This window comes from Kitasatospora sp. NPDC050463 (assembly GCF_040655255.1).
GTDB lineage: Bacteria > Actinomycetota > Actinomycetes > Streptomycetales > Streptomycetaceae > Kitasatospora.
This window is the reverse complement of record NZ_JBFAJO010000031.1, coordinates 1-15,239: the sequence shown is the minus strand read 5'-3', so window position 1 is coordinate 15,239 and position 15,239 is coordinate 1. Positions and strand designations below refer to the sequence as shown.

Here is a 15,239-nt window from a genome sequence, read left to right as displayed (position 1 = left end):
GGCAGTGCGAAGCCCCGCCCCCGGAGGTGTCCGGGAGGCGGGGCTTCGGGGCCTCATCGCCGGCATCGGCGCGGAGGCCTGCGGGCTCGTGGTCTCATCAGCCGAACACGGGGGGCAACGGTGCCCGGGGTTCGAGGAGAGCGGAGCCTACGGGCGGCGCGCCGTGCGGCCGGGCCGTCAGGGCGCCTTGGAGATGTCGTCGGGCGACTTGACCGGAGCCGGTATCGGCGCCGTCGCGAGGTAGCGCGGCGAGGCCGGGTCGGCCAGCGCGGACGGCGGGGCCGGGTCGGTGGGCGCCGTCGCCGGGGCGGTCGTCAGTACCACCCCGGACGCTGCCGTCCCGGTGGCCGGGACGGCACCGGCGGCGGGCGGGGCCTCCTCCTTGACCTTGATGCCGGCCTGGTCGAAGGCGGTCTTCAGCCGGTGCCGCAGCGCCCGGGCGACCGACAGCGCCTTGCCCGGGGCGGTACGGGCCTCGACCCGCAGGACCACCGAGTCCACCGCGACCGACTCCACGCCCAGGATCGAGACCGGAGCCCAGACCAGCTCGTCGAACGGCGCCTCCTTGGCCAGCTCCTCGGACGTCTCCCGGATCAGCGCCTCGACCCGGGCCAGGTCCTCCTTGTACCCGACCTGGACGTCCACCGAGGCGGTCGACCAGCCCTGGCTCATGTTGGCGATCCGCTTCACCTCGCCGTTGCGGATGTACCAGATCTCGCCGCCCGCGCCACGCAGCTTGGTCACCCGCAGGCCGACCTCCAGCACCGTGCCGGTGGCCACCCCGGTGTCGATCTCGTCGCCGACGCCGTACTGGTCCTCCATGATCATGAAGACTCCGGAGAGGAAGTCCGTGACCAGGTTGCGGGCGCCGAAACCGATCGCCACGCCGGCCACACCGGCGCTCGCCAGCAGCGGCGCCAGGTTCACCCCGAGCGCCGAGAGGACCATCAGCGCGGCCGTCCCGAGGATGCTGAACGACGCGACGCTGCGCAGCACCGAGCCGATCGCCTCGGAGCGCTGCTGGCGCCGCTCGGGGTTGACCACCCCGGTGTTGGCCAGCAGCCCGCCGAGCCGGCCGGGCTCCTCGTCGGCCTCGTTCGGCTTGATCATCCGCGCTATCAACTGGGTGATCAGTTTGCGCACCACGGCCCGCAGTACCAGCGCCAGCACGATGATGAAGACGATCCGCACCCCGCCGGCCAGCCAGTCCTGCCAGTGCGAGTCGAACCAGCCGGCCGCCTGCCTCGTGGTGTCGCCGACCTCCTGCGCGCTGGTCGGGATCCTGAGGTCGAACTGCGGCAGCGGTGGGGCCGTGGGGCTCGGGGACGGGCTCGGCGGCGTGGACGTGAGCGTCGTGGACGCGTCGGCGAGGAGGCCGGCGGCACCGGACCTGAACACGTGCGGGGACCTTCCTGCAGGGGTCGTGGCACAGCCCGCCGACGCGGAAGCACACCCGTGGCCTGCGGACCGTCCGCCTTAGCCTATCCGCCGCCGGACCGCGCCCCGGACACGCCGAGCGGGCGCCGAGCGGCCCCGGAGGAGCCGCCCCGGGGCGCGTGGCGGGCGCCCGGACGCCCCGTCAACGCCCCGGCACGCCCCCGATCGGCCTGCGGGCCGGTCCCCGCACGGCCCCTGATCGGGCCTCCGGCGGGCCGGGCACCGCCCGGACGGTACCCTCCGCCGCACTGCTCCGACCGGGTGGGCGGGTGCCCCGGGAGGGCGCCCGGGTGCAACCCGTCCTTCGCCCGGGCATATCGGGTATGACAGAACCCACACCCGGAGTTCACATCAGCTCCGTTACACAGGAGTGGTGGCGCCGTACAAAGGCGTAAGGCGACACTGGGGGAGATCACGCACCCGTTGCGTGGTCGAACCGCTCGTCCCGGCGCGAGCCACGCGCCGCAGGCGTCCAAGGAGGCATCCGTGCCGCATGTCCTGGTCCTCAACGCGTCCTACGAGCCGCTCGGCGTCGTATCGATGCGCCGCGCACTCATCCTGGTCCTCAACCACAAGGCGATCAGCCTGGAGGACTCGGGAGTCACTCTGCACAGCGCCACCAGCGCCCTTCCGGCGCCGTCCGTCGTCCGTCTGACCCGCTTCGTCCGGGTCCCGTTCTGCGGGCCCGTCCCGCTCACCCGCCGGGCACTGTTCGCCCGCGACCACGGCCGCTGCGTCTACTGCGGGGCCGCCGCCACCAGCGTCGACCACGTCATCCCGCGCAGCCGGGGCGGCCAGCACCGGTGGGACAACGTGGTGGCAGCCTGCCGCCGCTGCAACCACACCAAGGCCGACCGTCACCTCACCGAACTCGGCTGGCGGATGAAGCGACCACCGGCCCCGCCCAGCGGCCTGGCCTGGCGCATCATCGGCACCGGGATCAAGGACCCGCGCTGGCGCCCCTACCTGGAGCCCTACGGCGGCGGCGACCAGCTGCACGCCGCGCAGTGGGCCGAGTACGAACACCACGACCATACCGAGGCCGCGCACCCGCTGCCGCTCGGCCGGGCGCACTCCGGCCACTCCGCCCCCGCCCGCCGCGGTGAGCAGCCCGAACCGCTCTCCGCCTGACCCCGTTCCACAAGGGCTTGCCCTCATATCTTCGGTACGCCTCATGGGCCGCCGCGCACCCCGTATCGGGGAGCACGGCGGCCCGCCGCATTTTCGCCCGCTCGCCTCCGGGCCGCTTTGATCCGGTGCCGACGGTCGGCGCTCCGTCGCTCCTTCGTCGCTCCGTCCCTTCTCCCTTTCGGCACCGGCGCGGCCCTTCGGCTCGGGGCGGGTCGGGCGCGGGGCGGAACTCAGTACGGGTGGCCTGCTCGGGGCGGGTTGGGCTCGGGACTCAGTACGGGGTCGCGCGCCGGCGTTCCGGTTGTTCGCTCGCCCTCCGTGCCGCCGGTGGGCAGGAGGGCTTTGCGCTTCGGGGCTGCTCCGGTTCCCCGGGCCCCTACGGCTTCTGCGACGGGGTGCCCGAGGGTGTCCCCGACGGGGTGGCGGCGGGCTGGGTGGCCGGTGCCGTGGGTGTGGCCGGGGTCGCCGGGGTGCCCGGGGGCGGGGCCGGCTGCCCGGTCACCGGGGCGGCCGGGTCGGTGACGGCGTACAGCTCGACGCCCCAGAGCGAGTAGCCGTACTTGGTGGCCCGGGCGACGCCCTGGACCCGCAGGAACTTCGCGTCCGGTGCGTCGAACCGCACCGTCTCGGTGCCGCCCTTACCGTCGTCCACCGTGGCCACCGTCGTCCAGGCGACGCCGTCCGCCGAGGTCTGGATCTTGTACGAGGAGGCGTAGGCGGCCTGCCAGTGCAGCACCGCCGAGCCCAGGTGGGTGGCCTTCGGCAGCTCCAGCCGCACCCAGGCGTCGTCCTTGGCGGGGGAGGACCAGCGGCTCTTCGGGTCGCCGTCGGCCACCGCCGAGGCGGGGAAGGACGGCGTCTCGTCGGCCGAGGAGGCGGCCTGCGCGGTGCCGGCGAGGTCCGGTCCACCGGTCGGCGGCACCACGTGCACCTGGAGCACCTGGCGCACGGTGGTCGTGCCGGTCACGAACAGCACCGGCACCTGGTAGGTGCCGGACGGCGTCCCCGGCGCGGCGCTGACCAGCAGCGGTACGCCCACCCGGCCGCCGCGGGGCACGCTCACCCCGGAGGCCGGCGCCACGGTCAGGCCCTTGGCCACGGCCGGTACCTCGGTGCGCAGCTCGCCGACCGTGCCCTCCGGCCGGCCGGCCTCGATCATGGCGCGGGCCTGCACCGGCGCGGCCGCGCCGGTCACCACGTCCAGCGCGGCGTCGGCCAGGCTCAGCCGGGCGGCCGGGGCGTCCGCGTACCAGGGGATCACCTGGTTGACGACCGGCGGCTCCCCGCCGGGCTTCCAGGCCAGCCGGAACGCGTCCGCGCTCTGGCCGCCGGCCGGCAGCTCGTTGTAGCCGGGCTGGATGGTGCCGATCTCCGCCCAGGTGCCGTCCGCGTGCCGCACCGCGACGGTGGCGGAGGCCCGGACGGTCGGGTCGGTGAGGACGGTCAGCCGGTCGAGCGGCCGGGCCGCGCCGAGTTCGACGGTGAGCGGCTCGTCGGTGGCGGTCGGCGCGGTGGCCGCCCGGTAGGCGGTGTCCGGGTTTCCGTCCAGCACGGCGCCCGCCGAGGCGCCGGGCAGCGCGGCCGGGCCGCCGGTGACGCTGGCCGGGGCCTCGTCCGGCGCGGTCACGGTGAACTCGCGGACTGCCACGGCGGTCTTCTGGGCGGCGGTGGCGCGCAGCCGCACCGCCCGGACGACCGCCCCGGCTGGCAGCTGGGCGGTGACGCTCTTCTGGTTCTTCACCTGGGCGAGCTGCTTCCAGCCGCCCTCGCCGGTGGAGTACTCCAGGACGCCGTCGCGGATGTAGTCGTCCAGCGCGCTCGACCCGTCCGGGCCGTTGCCCCAGGAGCCCATCAGGACGGTGACGCTGCCGACCGGGCGGCCGCCGCCGAGGTCCAGGCCGACCGAGTCACCGGGCTGCGGCGGCGCCGAGCTCCAGTAGAAGGTGTCGGCCACGCCGTCGGTCATCAGGGCCGGCAGGTGGTCGTGCGCGGTACCCAGGGTGGTGGTCGGGGCGGCCCCGCCGCCGACCACGCCGGCCCAGTTGTCGGCGGCCCGGACGGCGCGCTCCAGGAACGGGCCGAGCACGCCCGTGCCCACCGTCGCCGGGCTCTGGCCGAGCTGTTCGCGCAGCTTGTTGAGCTCGACCCGGGCCCGCCAGGCCGCCGCGCCGTCGCCGCCGCGCTGGGCCAGCAGCATGTCCAGCGCGGCCTGGCCGGCCAGGCCGTAGTCGCGCAGCGGGGCCAGCCAGGGGCCGGCCTCGGCGGCCAGCGACGCGGTGGCCGGGGTGGCGGTCAGGGTCTGCTGGGCCCCCGCCATCGCGGCGAAGGACTCCCGCAGCGGGGCGGCCGCCTCTATCAGCCGGGCGAGGTCGGGCGCCGCCCCGGCGTTCGGCTCGGCGGTCGCCCAGAACCGCTCCAGCAGCGGGGCGAGATAGCCGGACTCCTGTGCGGACAGCGGCGAGGAGGAGCTGTTGCCGGCCAGCGCGGTGACCGACGCCAGGACCGCCCCGGCCGGGGCGGCGGTGGCGCCGGCAGGGCCCGCCAGCGAGCGCAGCGCGGCCTGCCAGGAGTCCTCCGGCTTGTACCCCGCGGGGTTCCAGGCGAAGTCCCCGGCGGTGGCGAGCGCGATCCGCGAGGCCACCGGCTGCTGCATCGCACCGGTGAGCATGACGGCCGACCGGGTGGCGACGTCCGCGTCGCGCCCGCTGTAGGCGCCGAGGAAGAGCCGGTCGGGGTTGGCGTCGTTCACCGGGTAGTTGTCCATGGTGACCAGCGGGTGCCCGTACAGGGCGGCGGTCTCGGCGGCCTGAGCGCCCGTGATCTTCTCCGGGATCACCCCGACGCCGCTCCAGGCCACCTGCACGCCCGCCGGCAGCGCCGCCGCCAGCGCCTTGCGGTACGGGGTGGAGCCCTGCTGGTGGTACTCGGTCGGCACCACGGAGAGGGGGGCCAGCCCGGGGGTCTTCGCAATCAGCCGGTCCTGCACCTTGGCCACCAGCTCGGCCTGCGCCTTGGCGGCGGCGGCCGGCCCGGTGCCGTACCTGGACCGGTCCTCGCCGCAGTGCCACTCGTCGTAGGAGACGTCCAGGAACTGCAGCTGGAACGCGGTGAAGCCGAGTGCCCGCAGCCCGTCCAGCTTGGCGACCAGCGCGTCCGCGTCCTTGGCCGAGCTGTAGCAGAACGACTGTCCTGGGTCGATCGCGTAGCCCGGCGTCACGTGGTTCGCCCCGGCCCGGGCGGCCAGCGCCTTCAGCTCCACCGCCTTGGCGGCGGGGTAGGCGTCGCGCCAGCGGGAGAGCCGGTACGGGTCGTCGCCCGGGGCGTAGAGGTAGAAGTTCTGCTTGGAGCGGCCCAGGAAGTCGAGCTGGTCCAGGCGCTGCTGCTGGCTCCAGGGGGTGCCGTAGAACGCCTCCGCGGTGCCGCGCACCGGTGCGCCGGACGGCCAGTCGCGCAGCGTGATCCCCGGCAGTCCGAGGCCGGCCGCGCCCGGCGCCTGTCCCTGCCCGGCCGGTACGACCGCCAGCAGCTGGCGCATGCTCTGGGCCGCGTAGAAGGTGCCGGCCTGGTCGGCGCCGGCCAGCACCACCACCCCGTACGTCCCGCCGCCCGGGGCCGGCAGCTGGCCGGCCGAGAGCACGTACCCGCCGGCCGGCATCCCCGTGGTGGAGGGGGCGGCGCTGTCCTTGTCGCCGGCCGCCACGGTCAGTTCCCGCAGCGCGCGGTCGACGTCGCCGCCCGCGCCCTCGGAGGGGCCGCCGATGTACACCACCAGCGATCCGGCGACCGGCGGACCGGTCTCCGTCTGCGGCGTCACCGTGGTGGCCCCGGCCACGCCCAGCACCTCGCGCACGGTGTCCACGGCGCCGTGGTCCGCCTTCGGCGCGGTCACCAGGGTCACCGCGGCCGGTACCGCGACCGGTCGGCCGGCCACGCTCTGCTCCTGCGGGCGCGGGAAGACCCGGGGGTTGCTCACGCTGCCCAGCGGCGTCTGCTCCGCGGTGCTCACCACGTCCGGCCCAGGACTGTAGGCGTACGCGACGGGTCCGCTCACCAGCAGCCCGCCGACCACGGCCGCGGCCGACAGCGTCGCCGCCACCTGCAGCGTCCGCCGGCTGGGAGTGGCCCGCCCGGCCCCGGACCGCTCGGCCCGGACCGACGCCAGCAGCGGCTCCGTGCCCTTGAGATCCGCGATCAGCCGGTCCGCCGCCCTGGGCGCCAGCTGACGGCACGTCCGGGCGGTCGCCCGCCGCGCCGCGATCGCCGCCGGATGCTGCAACACGTCACGCAGCGCCGGACTCTGCTCCAGCTGCTGCCTCAACCGCCGCCCTGCAGCGACGGATACTCGGGCTTGCACAGGAGCCTCCTCGCCAAGCAACGACCACATCGGGCCAAAGCCCACCAGCTGGCCCTGCCGGTGTCAACGTCGCCGACGGGTATGCCAACTTTGTCCCCTTTGTCGTTTCATCACTCCCCGAACCGCCCGGGGCCCGTTCCGTCGACCGAGTCGACGGAACGGGCCCCGGTGGCGTGGGCTCCCGGCCGGAGCCCGCCGTCATGACAGCGGCGGAGCCGGAAGGACGGCCGTCCGCAGCGCGGGAATGATCCACTGCTCGGACGCGCCGGGGTGGCAGTCCCAGAGCTGCAGCCGGTTGCCGTTGGTGGCATTCGAGCCCGGCAGGTCAAGGCAGCGGCCGGAGGCCGGGTGGAACAGTGCGTTGTCGGCGAGCGGGATCCACTTCTGGGAATCGGTGCCGTTGCAGGCGCGGTACTCCAGCTTCACACCGCTGTCCCGTCCGGAACCGATCGGCGTCACGCAGCCGCCCAGTACCCGGACCGTCCCGTCGTTGCCGAGCGAGAACTGCTGCGAGGTGTCACCGTGGCAGTCCCAGAGCTGGATCGGGGTGCCGTCGGCGGTGCCGAAAGCGGCGTCGTCGATGCACATCGACTGGTTGACGGCGGACTGGATCGTGCCGCTGGTGCCGGTTCCCGCCGGACCGACCGCGAACGGGTAGACGGCGGTGCCGCTGATGCTCCCGTCGAAGCTGGCGCTCGCGGTGGACTGGTGCTTGTACCGGCCCAACACGAACGGTCCCGAGGACGGCGGGCTTTCACTGGCCCTGTGATAGCCCGTCCCGGCGAGCACGCCGTCGACGTAGAGGGACATCATGCCGGTGCCGGCGTTGTACGAGGCGGTGAGCCGGGTCCAGACGCCCGGCCGGACCGCCGCGTTGGCGTTGGTTCCGTTCGTCCAGTGGTACGGCCAGTTGTCGTCGTCGCCGTAGGCGAGCGCGAAGGCCCAGTTCTTCCCCGTGCCCTCGTTGTACAGCATGAAGTTGCTGCCGTGGCCGGTGTCCTGGCTTGCGACGATACCGCCGCCGGAGCCCGACTTGGCCCAGGTGGAGATGGTGAAGCTCTTACGGGTGTCCACCACGGGGCCGGACATGGTGATGACCGAGCCGTCCGCGGGGCCGAACCTCGCGACCGTCGTGCTGCGGCCGCCCACGGTGTCCTGGACCCAGCCGACGCGGTCCGCCCAGGCATTGGTCCTGCCCTGGCCGTCGGTGACGGAGTCGGCACCGTTCGGGGCGGCGAGCCAGTTGCCGGTCGGCCGGTTGAGGTTGCCGAGCACGACCGGGGCCGAGGCCAGCCCGGTGACGGTCGGGCCGGTACCGGTGGTCTTCGGTGCGGGAGTGCCGACTCCGGACCAGCTCACCAACTGCTGGTTGGTGTCGATCGCCCAGAGGTCGGGGATGCCGTCCCCGGTGAGGTCGCCGTCGGAGCCGACCTTCGGGTAGAGCCCGGGGTCGATGCCGTTGGCGATCGTTCCCTTGGTGAGGTCGACGAGTGCCGTGACGTCGAGACCCGCCGCCTTCTTGACGAGCGGATAGGCATGGATGGTGCCGTCCACCCGGTAGCGGGCCCACACGGTGGGCATATCCGTTGTCTGGGTCGGGCCCGGGGTGATCAGGTCGTAGGCGTTCCAGTCGTGACTTCCCGGCGGTGAGAGCAGAACGGCAGGGCCGTCGAGGAGTTGGACGCTCTGGGACTTGGCGAGCCAGAGCCTGCCGTCCTCGACGAAGAGCAGAGCGGAGCGCGGCAGAGCCGGTAGGCCCGTACCGTTGGGCCTCGGGCTGTCACCGGACGGTGACCCGAACGCGGCGATCTGTGTGACGGCGGACCAGTCGTCCCTGTTGCCGTAGTCCAGGCAGGTGATCTGGGTGCCATCCGGAAGGTAGCAACCCCTTGACTTCGCCTGCGGCACCGAAGCCTGACCGTCCAGATGCGCCGCGATGTTGTCGTTCGCGTACAGGTAGAGTTCGGCTCCGCCTGGAGCGTGCGCGATCATGTCGTCGACATTGAAGGTGCTGAACGAGCCCCGGTGGGTGACCTGGACATTGCTCCAGTCCGTGGTACCTGGTGCGGATTGCGGCTTGGCGTTCGGTGCCGTGAACGGGTCGACGCCGGCACCGATCATCCGAAGCGCGCCGGACCCGTCGGCCAGCAGGACGTCCGCCTTTCGGTCACCGTCGATGTCGCCGAGAACGGGAGCCGGTGCGTCCGGATTGTTCGGGACGTAGAACGTGTACGCCACAGGTTGGGACATGTTCCCGGCGTTGTCCTGAGTTTGCAGATAAAGGAAGTTGGTGCCCCAGTGCCACGGTGTGAGCGGTAGCTCGTAGGAGCCGTTCCCTTCCATCCTGACGACGTTCCCGCCGTCGTTGCAGTTCCACCCGGTGGCCGCGGCCTGGACCGGGTCGGTGGTCCAGCGGGCACAGGCCAGACCGGACGAGCGGCCGCCGTCGGCCAGCGCCGGGTCGGAACCGGTGAGGGTGAAGGTGCCCTGCTGGCCGACGAGCTTCGGATGGCCGCCGAGTGTGCCCGACTCCGGGAAGTCCGTCGAGGTGATCCGGGCGGTCGGCGGGGTCCGGTCGATGCGCAGGAAGCACATGTCGGTGTTGCCGCTTTGCAGCGTTCCGTCGTCGGTCACGGCGAACCAGCCGTACTGGTGCCCGTCGATCAGCGAACCGACGTTGAAGTTGACCCGGCCGGAGCCGGCGCTCCAGCCGGTCTCGTAGATCTTGGAAGAGCCGCCGTCGTCGTCGTCCCAGATCTTGAACGTGGTCCAGAGCTGCTGGTCGGTGGGCGACCAGGTGTCGGCGCTGATGTTGATGTCGGTGTTGGCCCCGAGCCAACCGGGGTTGTCCCACGGGTTGACGGTGTCGGGGGTCCTGCAAGCGTTGAAAGACGCCTCGCGGGCGAATCCCGGCGTGGGGCTGGTAGCCGGTGAGCCGACGCGCGGCGCGATGTCGTAGGTCACGACGACATGCGGGTTGTTGGCGAACCGCTGCCGGTAGTACTTGTTCGCCTCGTCGTCGGGCGCGAACGCGAAGGTCCAGCCTCCCCACTGCTCGGCGGCGGCCTGGGCCATCAAGGAGGTCACCTCGAACTCGACACCTCCGGTGCCCTTGAGCCAGGTAGTGGTGACCTTGGAGCACGCAGCCCCGATCGAGCCCTTCCCGCAGGGCTGGGCGTTCCAACGGGTCCACTGGTTGATCGGGTTGTCGTTGCCCCGGCCCGTCGAGTAGAGGTTCATCGGCGTCGGGGTAGCGGGGCTGGACGAGCGCACCACGTTGGCATAGAGCTTGGCACTCAGCACCGTGGAGCCCCAGAACTGCGAGTTGAGGCCGAGCTGGAAGTAGGCGCGTTCACGCCCCTTCCGCTCGCACGGGTTGGCACTGTCGACGTAGTCGCAGTATCCGGCGGCCGGCTTGTCCTGGTCGTAGACGGTGCCGTTGTACTCCGGATTGTCGGGCCAGCCCTCCTGGACCTGCGCCCAGGCCTGCGTGCCGTTGTCGACGCTCGGATTCCAGCCCGGGTCGATGTACCACGGGCCGGTGCCCTGCCCGAGGGCCGTCGTGTCGGGAACCAGGTCGATACCGGTGCCACTCACGGTCGTGGCGACCGGCGCGACCCTGGCATGGTCGCCGGGTGCCTCGGCACTGGACGATGCCGGGCCCGGAGCGCTGTCTGCCGGCGGCGCCTCGGCGGACTTGCCGAGCGCCTCGGGCTGGGCGGCGGCGGTCTCGGCCGGGGCGGGCGTGGAGTCCCACATCACCGGGACGGGGGCGGTGAACCGGACCTTTCCGGCGGTGTCCTCGGCCGTCAGATTGCCGTGCGCGTCGGCCTTCACCGTCAGTCCGTCGCCGGAGACGTCCAGGTGCAACTGCTTGATCCGTGGGTCGGCCGCGGCCGCCGCCGTACGGACGGTCAGGACCTGTCGCCAGCCGCCGGCCGGAGTGGCACTCAACTTCAGGTCGATGTCCGGCAGGACGGACCGGTAGAGGGCGCTGTCGCCGTCGAGCTCGGGCTTGGGAAGGTCGAAGGGCGCCTTGAACGCGAGTTTCTTCCCGTCTGACGTCGCCATGGTCGCCATCGCGCCCTTGCCGCCACCGGAGAACGTCAGCGCGGAGGGGACGGCGACGGGAGTCAACGTTCCGTCGGAGGCGGCGCGCAGGGTCTCATCGATGGCGCGCCAAGTGCCGTCCGGGCTCTTGACGCGCTCCGCCACCGGGCTGGAGTCGATGGTGAGCGTTCCGTCGGGGTTGGCCGAGGTCAGGCTTCCGGCGGTGGTGAGCCCGTCGACGGCGACAGGCTTGCCGCTGCTCTTCGCCTGAGCCGTTGCCTTCCTGATGGCCGACGCCTGCCCGCCCTGGTTGGACTTGAGCGGGTGGGTGGGCCAGGACGGGTCGGCCGGCCCGTGATTGCGATCGGTGGCCGGAGCGGCCGTCGCTGCCCCGGGGGCGACCAGCAGGCCGGCGCCGAGGGCGAGGGCCGCGGTGCAGGCGAGGGGGAGAAATGCTGTCCCGAGTGTCCTGCTTGCCGTGCTTCGCCTGCGAGTTATGGGTACGGACGGTTGTGGACTCGACATGAAGTACCTGTCATCGGATGTGAAGTGAACAGGGATCAGCCGCACGTTGCCTTCACGTTCGTTTCGCTGTCAAAGCGTTATGTCGACAGGGTGTCCGGGTTGTCTCGGCTGGTGATGCATTGGCCACGAAGTGACTCTGGTCACATCGGAGGATTCCAAGAATTCACTACCTGTGATCGAACGTGTGCGCATATGGTGCCCCGTGGCCTGGGTCGATGCACAGGCCGTTTCGAGGCCTCGGCACTCTGTGGGGGATCAGTTGTCTCGTCGTGCCCGTTTTTTCACGCGCCCGCACCGCTCACGGATGGCGGCGACGGCAGCGCTGGCGGTCCTCATGTCGATCGTGACCATCCCCTCGGCCGAAGCGGTTGCCAAGGCGGTCAAGCACGAGAAGATCTGGGTGCCGCCGAACACCCCGGTGCCGGAGACCAAGCCCGTGAAGGGCTCCGATGCCAAGGTGGCGGGCCACCAGATGGATCCTGGCACCAAGTGGACTCCACCGGCCGACTCGAGCCCGCCCTCCGGTAGAGCCACCGCAGTGCTCGATGGCACGGCCGGGCCGGTATCCCCCGCCCAGTCCGTGACGGACGGCGTCTCGGTGTCCGCCGCCTCGTCGCCGGTGCAGGTCGGATCGTTGCCGGTCTGGATCGCCCGGACGCAGGCCTCGGAGCCCGCGGCAAGGAGCGTGCCGCTCGCTCCGGCCAAGGGCGGCGGCCCCGCCCAGCTCCGGGTCGAGGTGGCCGACCGGGGACGGACCGATGCCGCAGGTGTCAACGGCGCGCTGCTCGCCCTCACCGACTCGGGCGAGGGTGGTGCAGCCGGTCACGTTCAGGTCGGGATCGACACCACGTCCTGGGCGAAGAACGCCGGTGCCGACTGGGGCTCCCGCGCGCGCGTCGTGCAACTTCCCGGCTGCGCCCTGACCACGCCCGCAGCGCCCGGGTGCACCAAGCGCACGCCTGTCCCATCCCACCGCGACGGAGCGTCCGGCCGCCTGGTGGTCGAGGTCGAGGTACCGCAGGCAACAGCTGCAGCGGCCAAGTCCCTCTCCTCCAGCGTTTTCGCTGCTTCGCAGTCGGTCGCCGGTGGGGCGGTCACCCTCGCAGTCGAGGCAGCCCCGGCCGGCAGCAGCGGGGACTTCACCGCTTCCCCGATCATACCGTCGGCTTCCTGGCAGGCCGGTGTCAACGCCGGCAACTTCACTTACGGCTACACCGTCGAGCTGCCCTCCGCGCTCGCGGGCGCCGCGCCCAGTGTCTCGCTCGGCTACGACTCCTCCGCCTTGGACGGCAGGACCGCCTCCACCAACGCCCAGCCGTCCTGGATCGGCGAGGGTTGGGACTGGCACCCCGGTTCCATCACCCGTGGCTACAAGGGCTGCAAGGACGCCGGCATCGACAAGTCGGGCGACCAGTGCTGGGGCGGTGACCTGCTCCAGCTCTCACTCGCGGGTCACGCCGGCCTGCTCGTCCGGGACGACGCCTCCTGCGCGTGGCATCTCAAGGGTGAGGACGGCACCAAGGTCGAGCGGCTGACCAACCAGAACAACGGTGCCTGGAACGGCGAGGCCTGGCGGGTCACCACCGTCGACGGTACCCAGTTCTACTTCGGTGCCAATCACCTTCCCGGCGGCGACGGCACGGACCAGGCCGGCAACTCGGTCTCCACCGTGCCGGTCTACTGGCCGGGTGGCCAGGACCCGTGCCTGAAGTCGAGCTCGCCGGCCACCAACTCGTGGTCGCAGATGGGCTGGCAGTGGTCCCTGGACTACGTCGTCGACCCGCACCAGAACCTGATCACCTACCGCTACGAGCAGGAGCAGAACCACTACGTCCGGGGCGGTGGCCAGAACGACGGCAATGGCCCCCGGGTCCAGTACCAGCGTGGCAGCTACCCGGTCTGGGTGGGCTACGGCCAGCGTCTGCCCGACCAGATCGCAGCGAAGGGGAAGGCGAATCCGGCGGCCCAGGTATGGTTCCGCACGGCCGAGCGCTGCCTGCCGGGCGCCGAGACCACCTGTGACTCGTCTCAGCGGACCAAGGCCAACGCGAAGTTCTGGCCCGATACCCCGGTCGACCAGACCTGTGACGCCGGCGGCGAATGCACCGTCTACTCGCCCACCTTCTGGACCACCAAGCGCCTGACGAAGATCGACACCGAGGTCTGGGACGGTTCCACCCTCCGGCCGGTCGACTCCTTCGCCCTCAATCAGTCCTTCCAGGACCCGGGCGACGGCACCTCGCCGTCGCTCTGGTTGGACTCCGTCCAGCGCACCGGCAGCAACGGCAAGACCCCGATCACGCTTCCCGAGGTCCTCTTCCAGCCGCTGCAGATCGCCAACCGGGTGGACGGTCGGATCGTCCGTCCGGACGGCACCTCGGCCTCGGTCGAGTCCTTCAAACGTCCGCGCATCCAGACGATCACCACCGAGACCGGCGGCCTGATCAACGTCGTCTACAAGCCCGCCGAATGCTCGCGCGCCAACGGCCGGATGCCGTCCTCCGAGGACGGCAACACGATGGCCTGCATGCCGGTCAAGTGGTACCTGCCAGGACAGTCGGAGCCGGACCCGGTGAACGACTGGTTCAACAAGAGCATCATCCAGTCCGTCACCTCGCAAGACTCGGTGGCCGGCGCCACCACCGCCGTCACCGACTATGTGTACGGCGGTGGCGCCGCCTGGCACCGAAACGACTCCGAATTCGCCGATCCGAAGAGCCGTACCTGGGACCAGTTCCGGGGCTATGCCACGGTGACCACTCTCTCCGGCAACGGCAGCGAACTCGAGGCACCCAGGACCAAGACCGCCTCCACCTTCCTACGCGGCATGGACGGCGACGTCCTGGCCAACGGAACCAAGCGCACCGTGAACGTCCCCGACGTGCACGGCGGCACGATCAAGGACCAGGACGTCCTCGCCGGGTATATCCGTGACACCGCCAACTACGACGCGGAGAACGGCAACGTCGTCTCCACCGTGGTCTCGGACCCGTGGCTCGGCACCGTCACGGCCACTCGCAACCAGTCGGGCGGCATGCCGGCCATCACCGCACAGGCGGTCAACACCGCCAAGGTGACCAGCCGCGAGAAGCTGGTCAACGGCTGGCGCACCAGCGAGAAGTCCACCGAATACGACTCGACGCTGCTCTCCCGGCCTACCCTCGTCCGAGACAACGGCGATCTGGCCCATCCCGAGCAGTTGCTCTGCACCTCCTTCGCCTACGCCGCCGGTCCGGGCGGTGCGGTGACCCAACTCGCCTCGCGGACCGTCGTGCTCAAGGGCACCTGCGGTCCGTCCGCCACCAAGGACAACACGGTCGCCGACACCCGGGCCTACTTCGACGGCCTGCCGCTCGGCCAGGCCGGGGCCAAGGCCGAGCAGACCGCGACCGAGGTGCTGGAGCGTTACGACGCCTCCGGCAGGCCGGTCTACAAGCCCACGGCCCGGGCGAGCTTCGACGTCTACGGCCGGGTCGTCAGCACCGTCGACCCGAGCAGCACCGACGCCACCCATGCCACCGGCGCCGAGACCCGGACCGCCTACTCGCCGGCCTCCGGCCAACTGCCCACGCAGATCACCCACACCAACCCGCTGGGCTGGCAGACCGTCGCCACCCTGGATGTCGGCCGCGGCTCGCAGCTCAAGATGAACCGCCCCGTGTTCAGTGGAGACTCGATTTCGTGTAAGGATTCGAGTCATGGCACGTCCCTCCTCCTACCCGCCTGAGCTGCGCCGTCGTGC

5 protein-coding genes are annotated in these 15,239 nt (G+C 71.7%); 2 read left to right on the top strand and 3 right to left on the bottom strand.

The annotated features are described in order from the left end of the window. Positions 1-177: 177 nt before the first annotated feature. Positions 178-1,398 (bottom strand): mechanosensitive ion channel family protein, encoded by a 1,221-nt coding sequence (locus AB0J08_RS20430; RefSeq protein WP_360635769.1) that lies wholly within the window; start codon positions 1,396-1,398, stop codon positions 178-180. A 525-nt stretch (positions 1,399-1,923) separates the two neighbouring features. Between AB0J08_RS20430 and AB0J08_RS20425 the strand changes: the two genes are divergently transcribed. After that, complete coding sequence (locus AB0J08_RS20425; protein ID WP_360635766.1) at positions 1,924-2,568, top strand: HNH endonuclease; 645 nt, start codon at positions 1,924-1,926, stop codon at positions 2,566-2,568. Positions 2,569-2,944: 376 nt separating this feature from the next. On the opposite strand, the gene AB0J08_RS20420 is transcribed toward AB0J08_RS20425, so the two are convergent. Further along, positions 2,945-6,886, bottom strand: a complete 3,942-nt coding sequence (locus tag AB0J08_RS20420; protein WP_360635762.1) for a beta-N-acetylglucosaminidase domain-containing protein — start codon at positions 6,884-6,886, stop codon at positions 2,945-2,947. Between the two features lie 234 nt (positions 6,887-7,120). Next, complete coding sequence (locus AB0J08_RS20415) at positions 7,121-11,497, bottom strand: ricin-type beta-trefoil lectin domain protein (RefSeq protein ID WP_360635759.1); 4,377 nt, start codon at positions 11,495-11,497, stop codon at positions 7,121-7,123. 304 nt (positions 11,498-11,801) lie between these two features. Between AB0J08_RS20415 and AB0J08_RS20410 the strand changes: the two genes are divergently transcribed. After that, positions 11,802-15,224, top strand: a complete 3,423-nt coding sequence (locus tag AB0J08_RS20410) for a hypothetical protein (protein WP_360635756.1) — start codon at positions 11,802-11,804, stop codon at positions 15,222-15,224. The last annotated feature ends 15 nt before the right edge of the window (positions 15,225-15,239 follow it).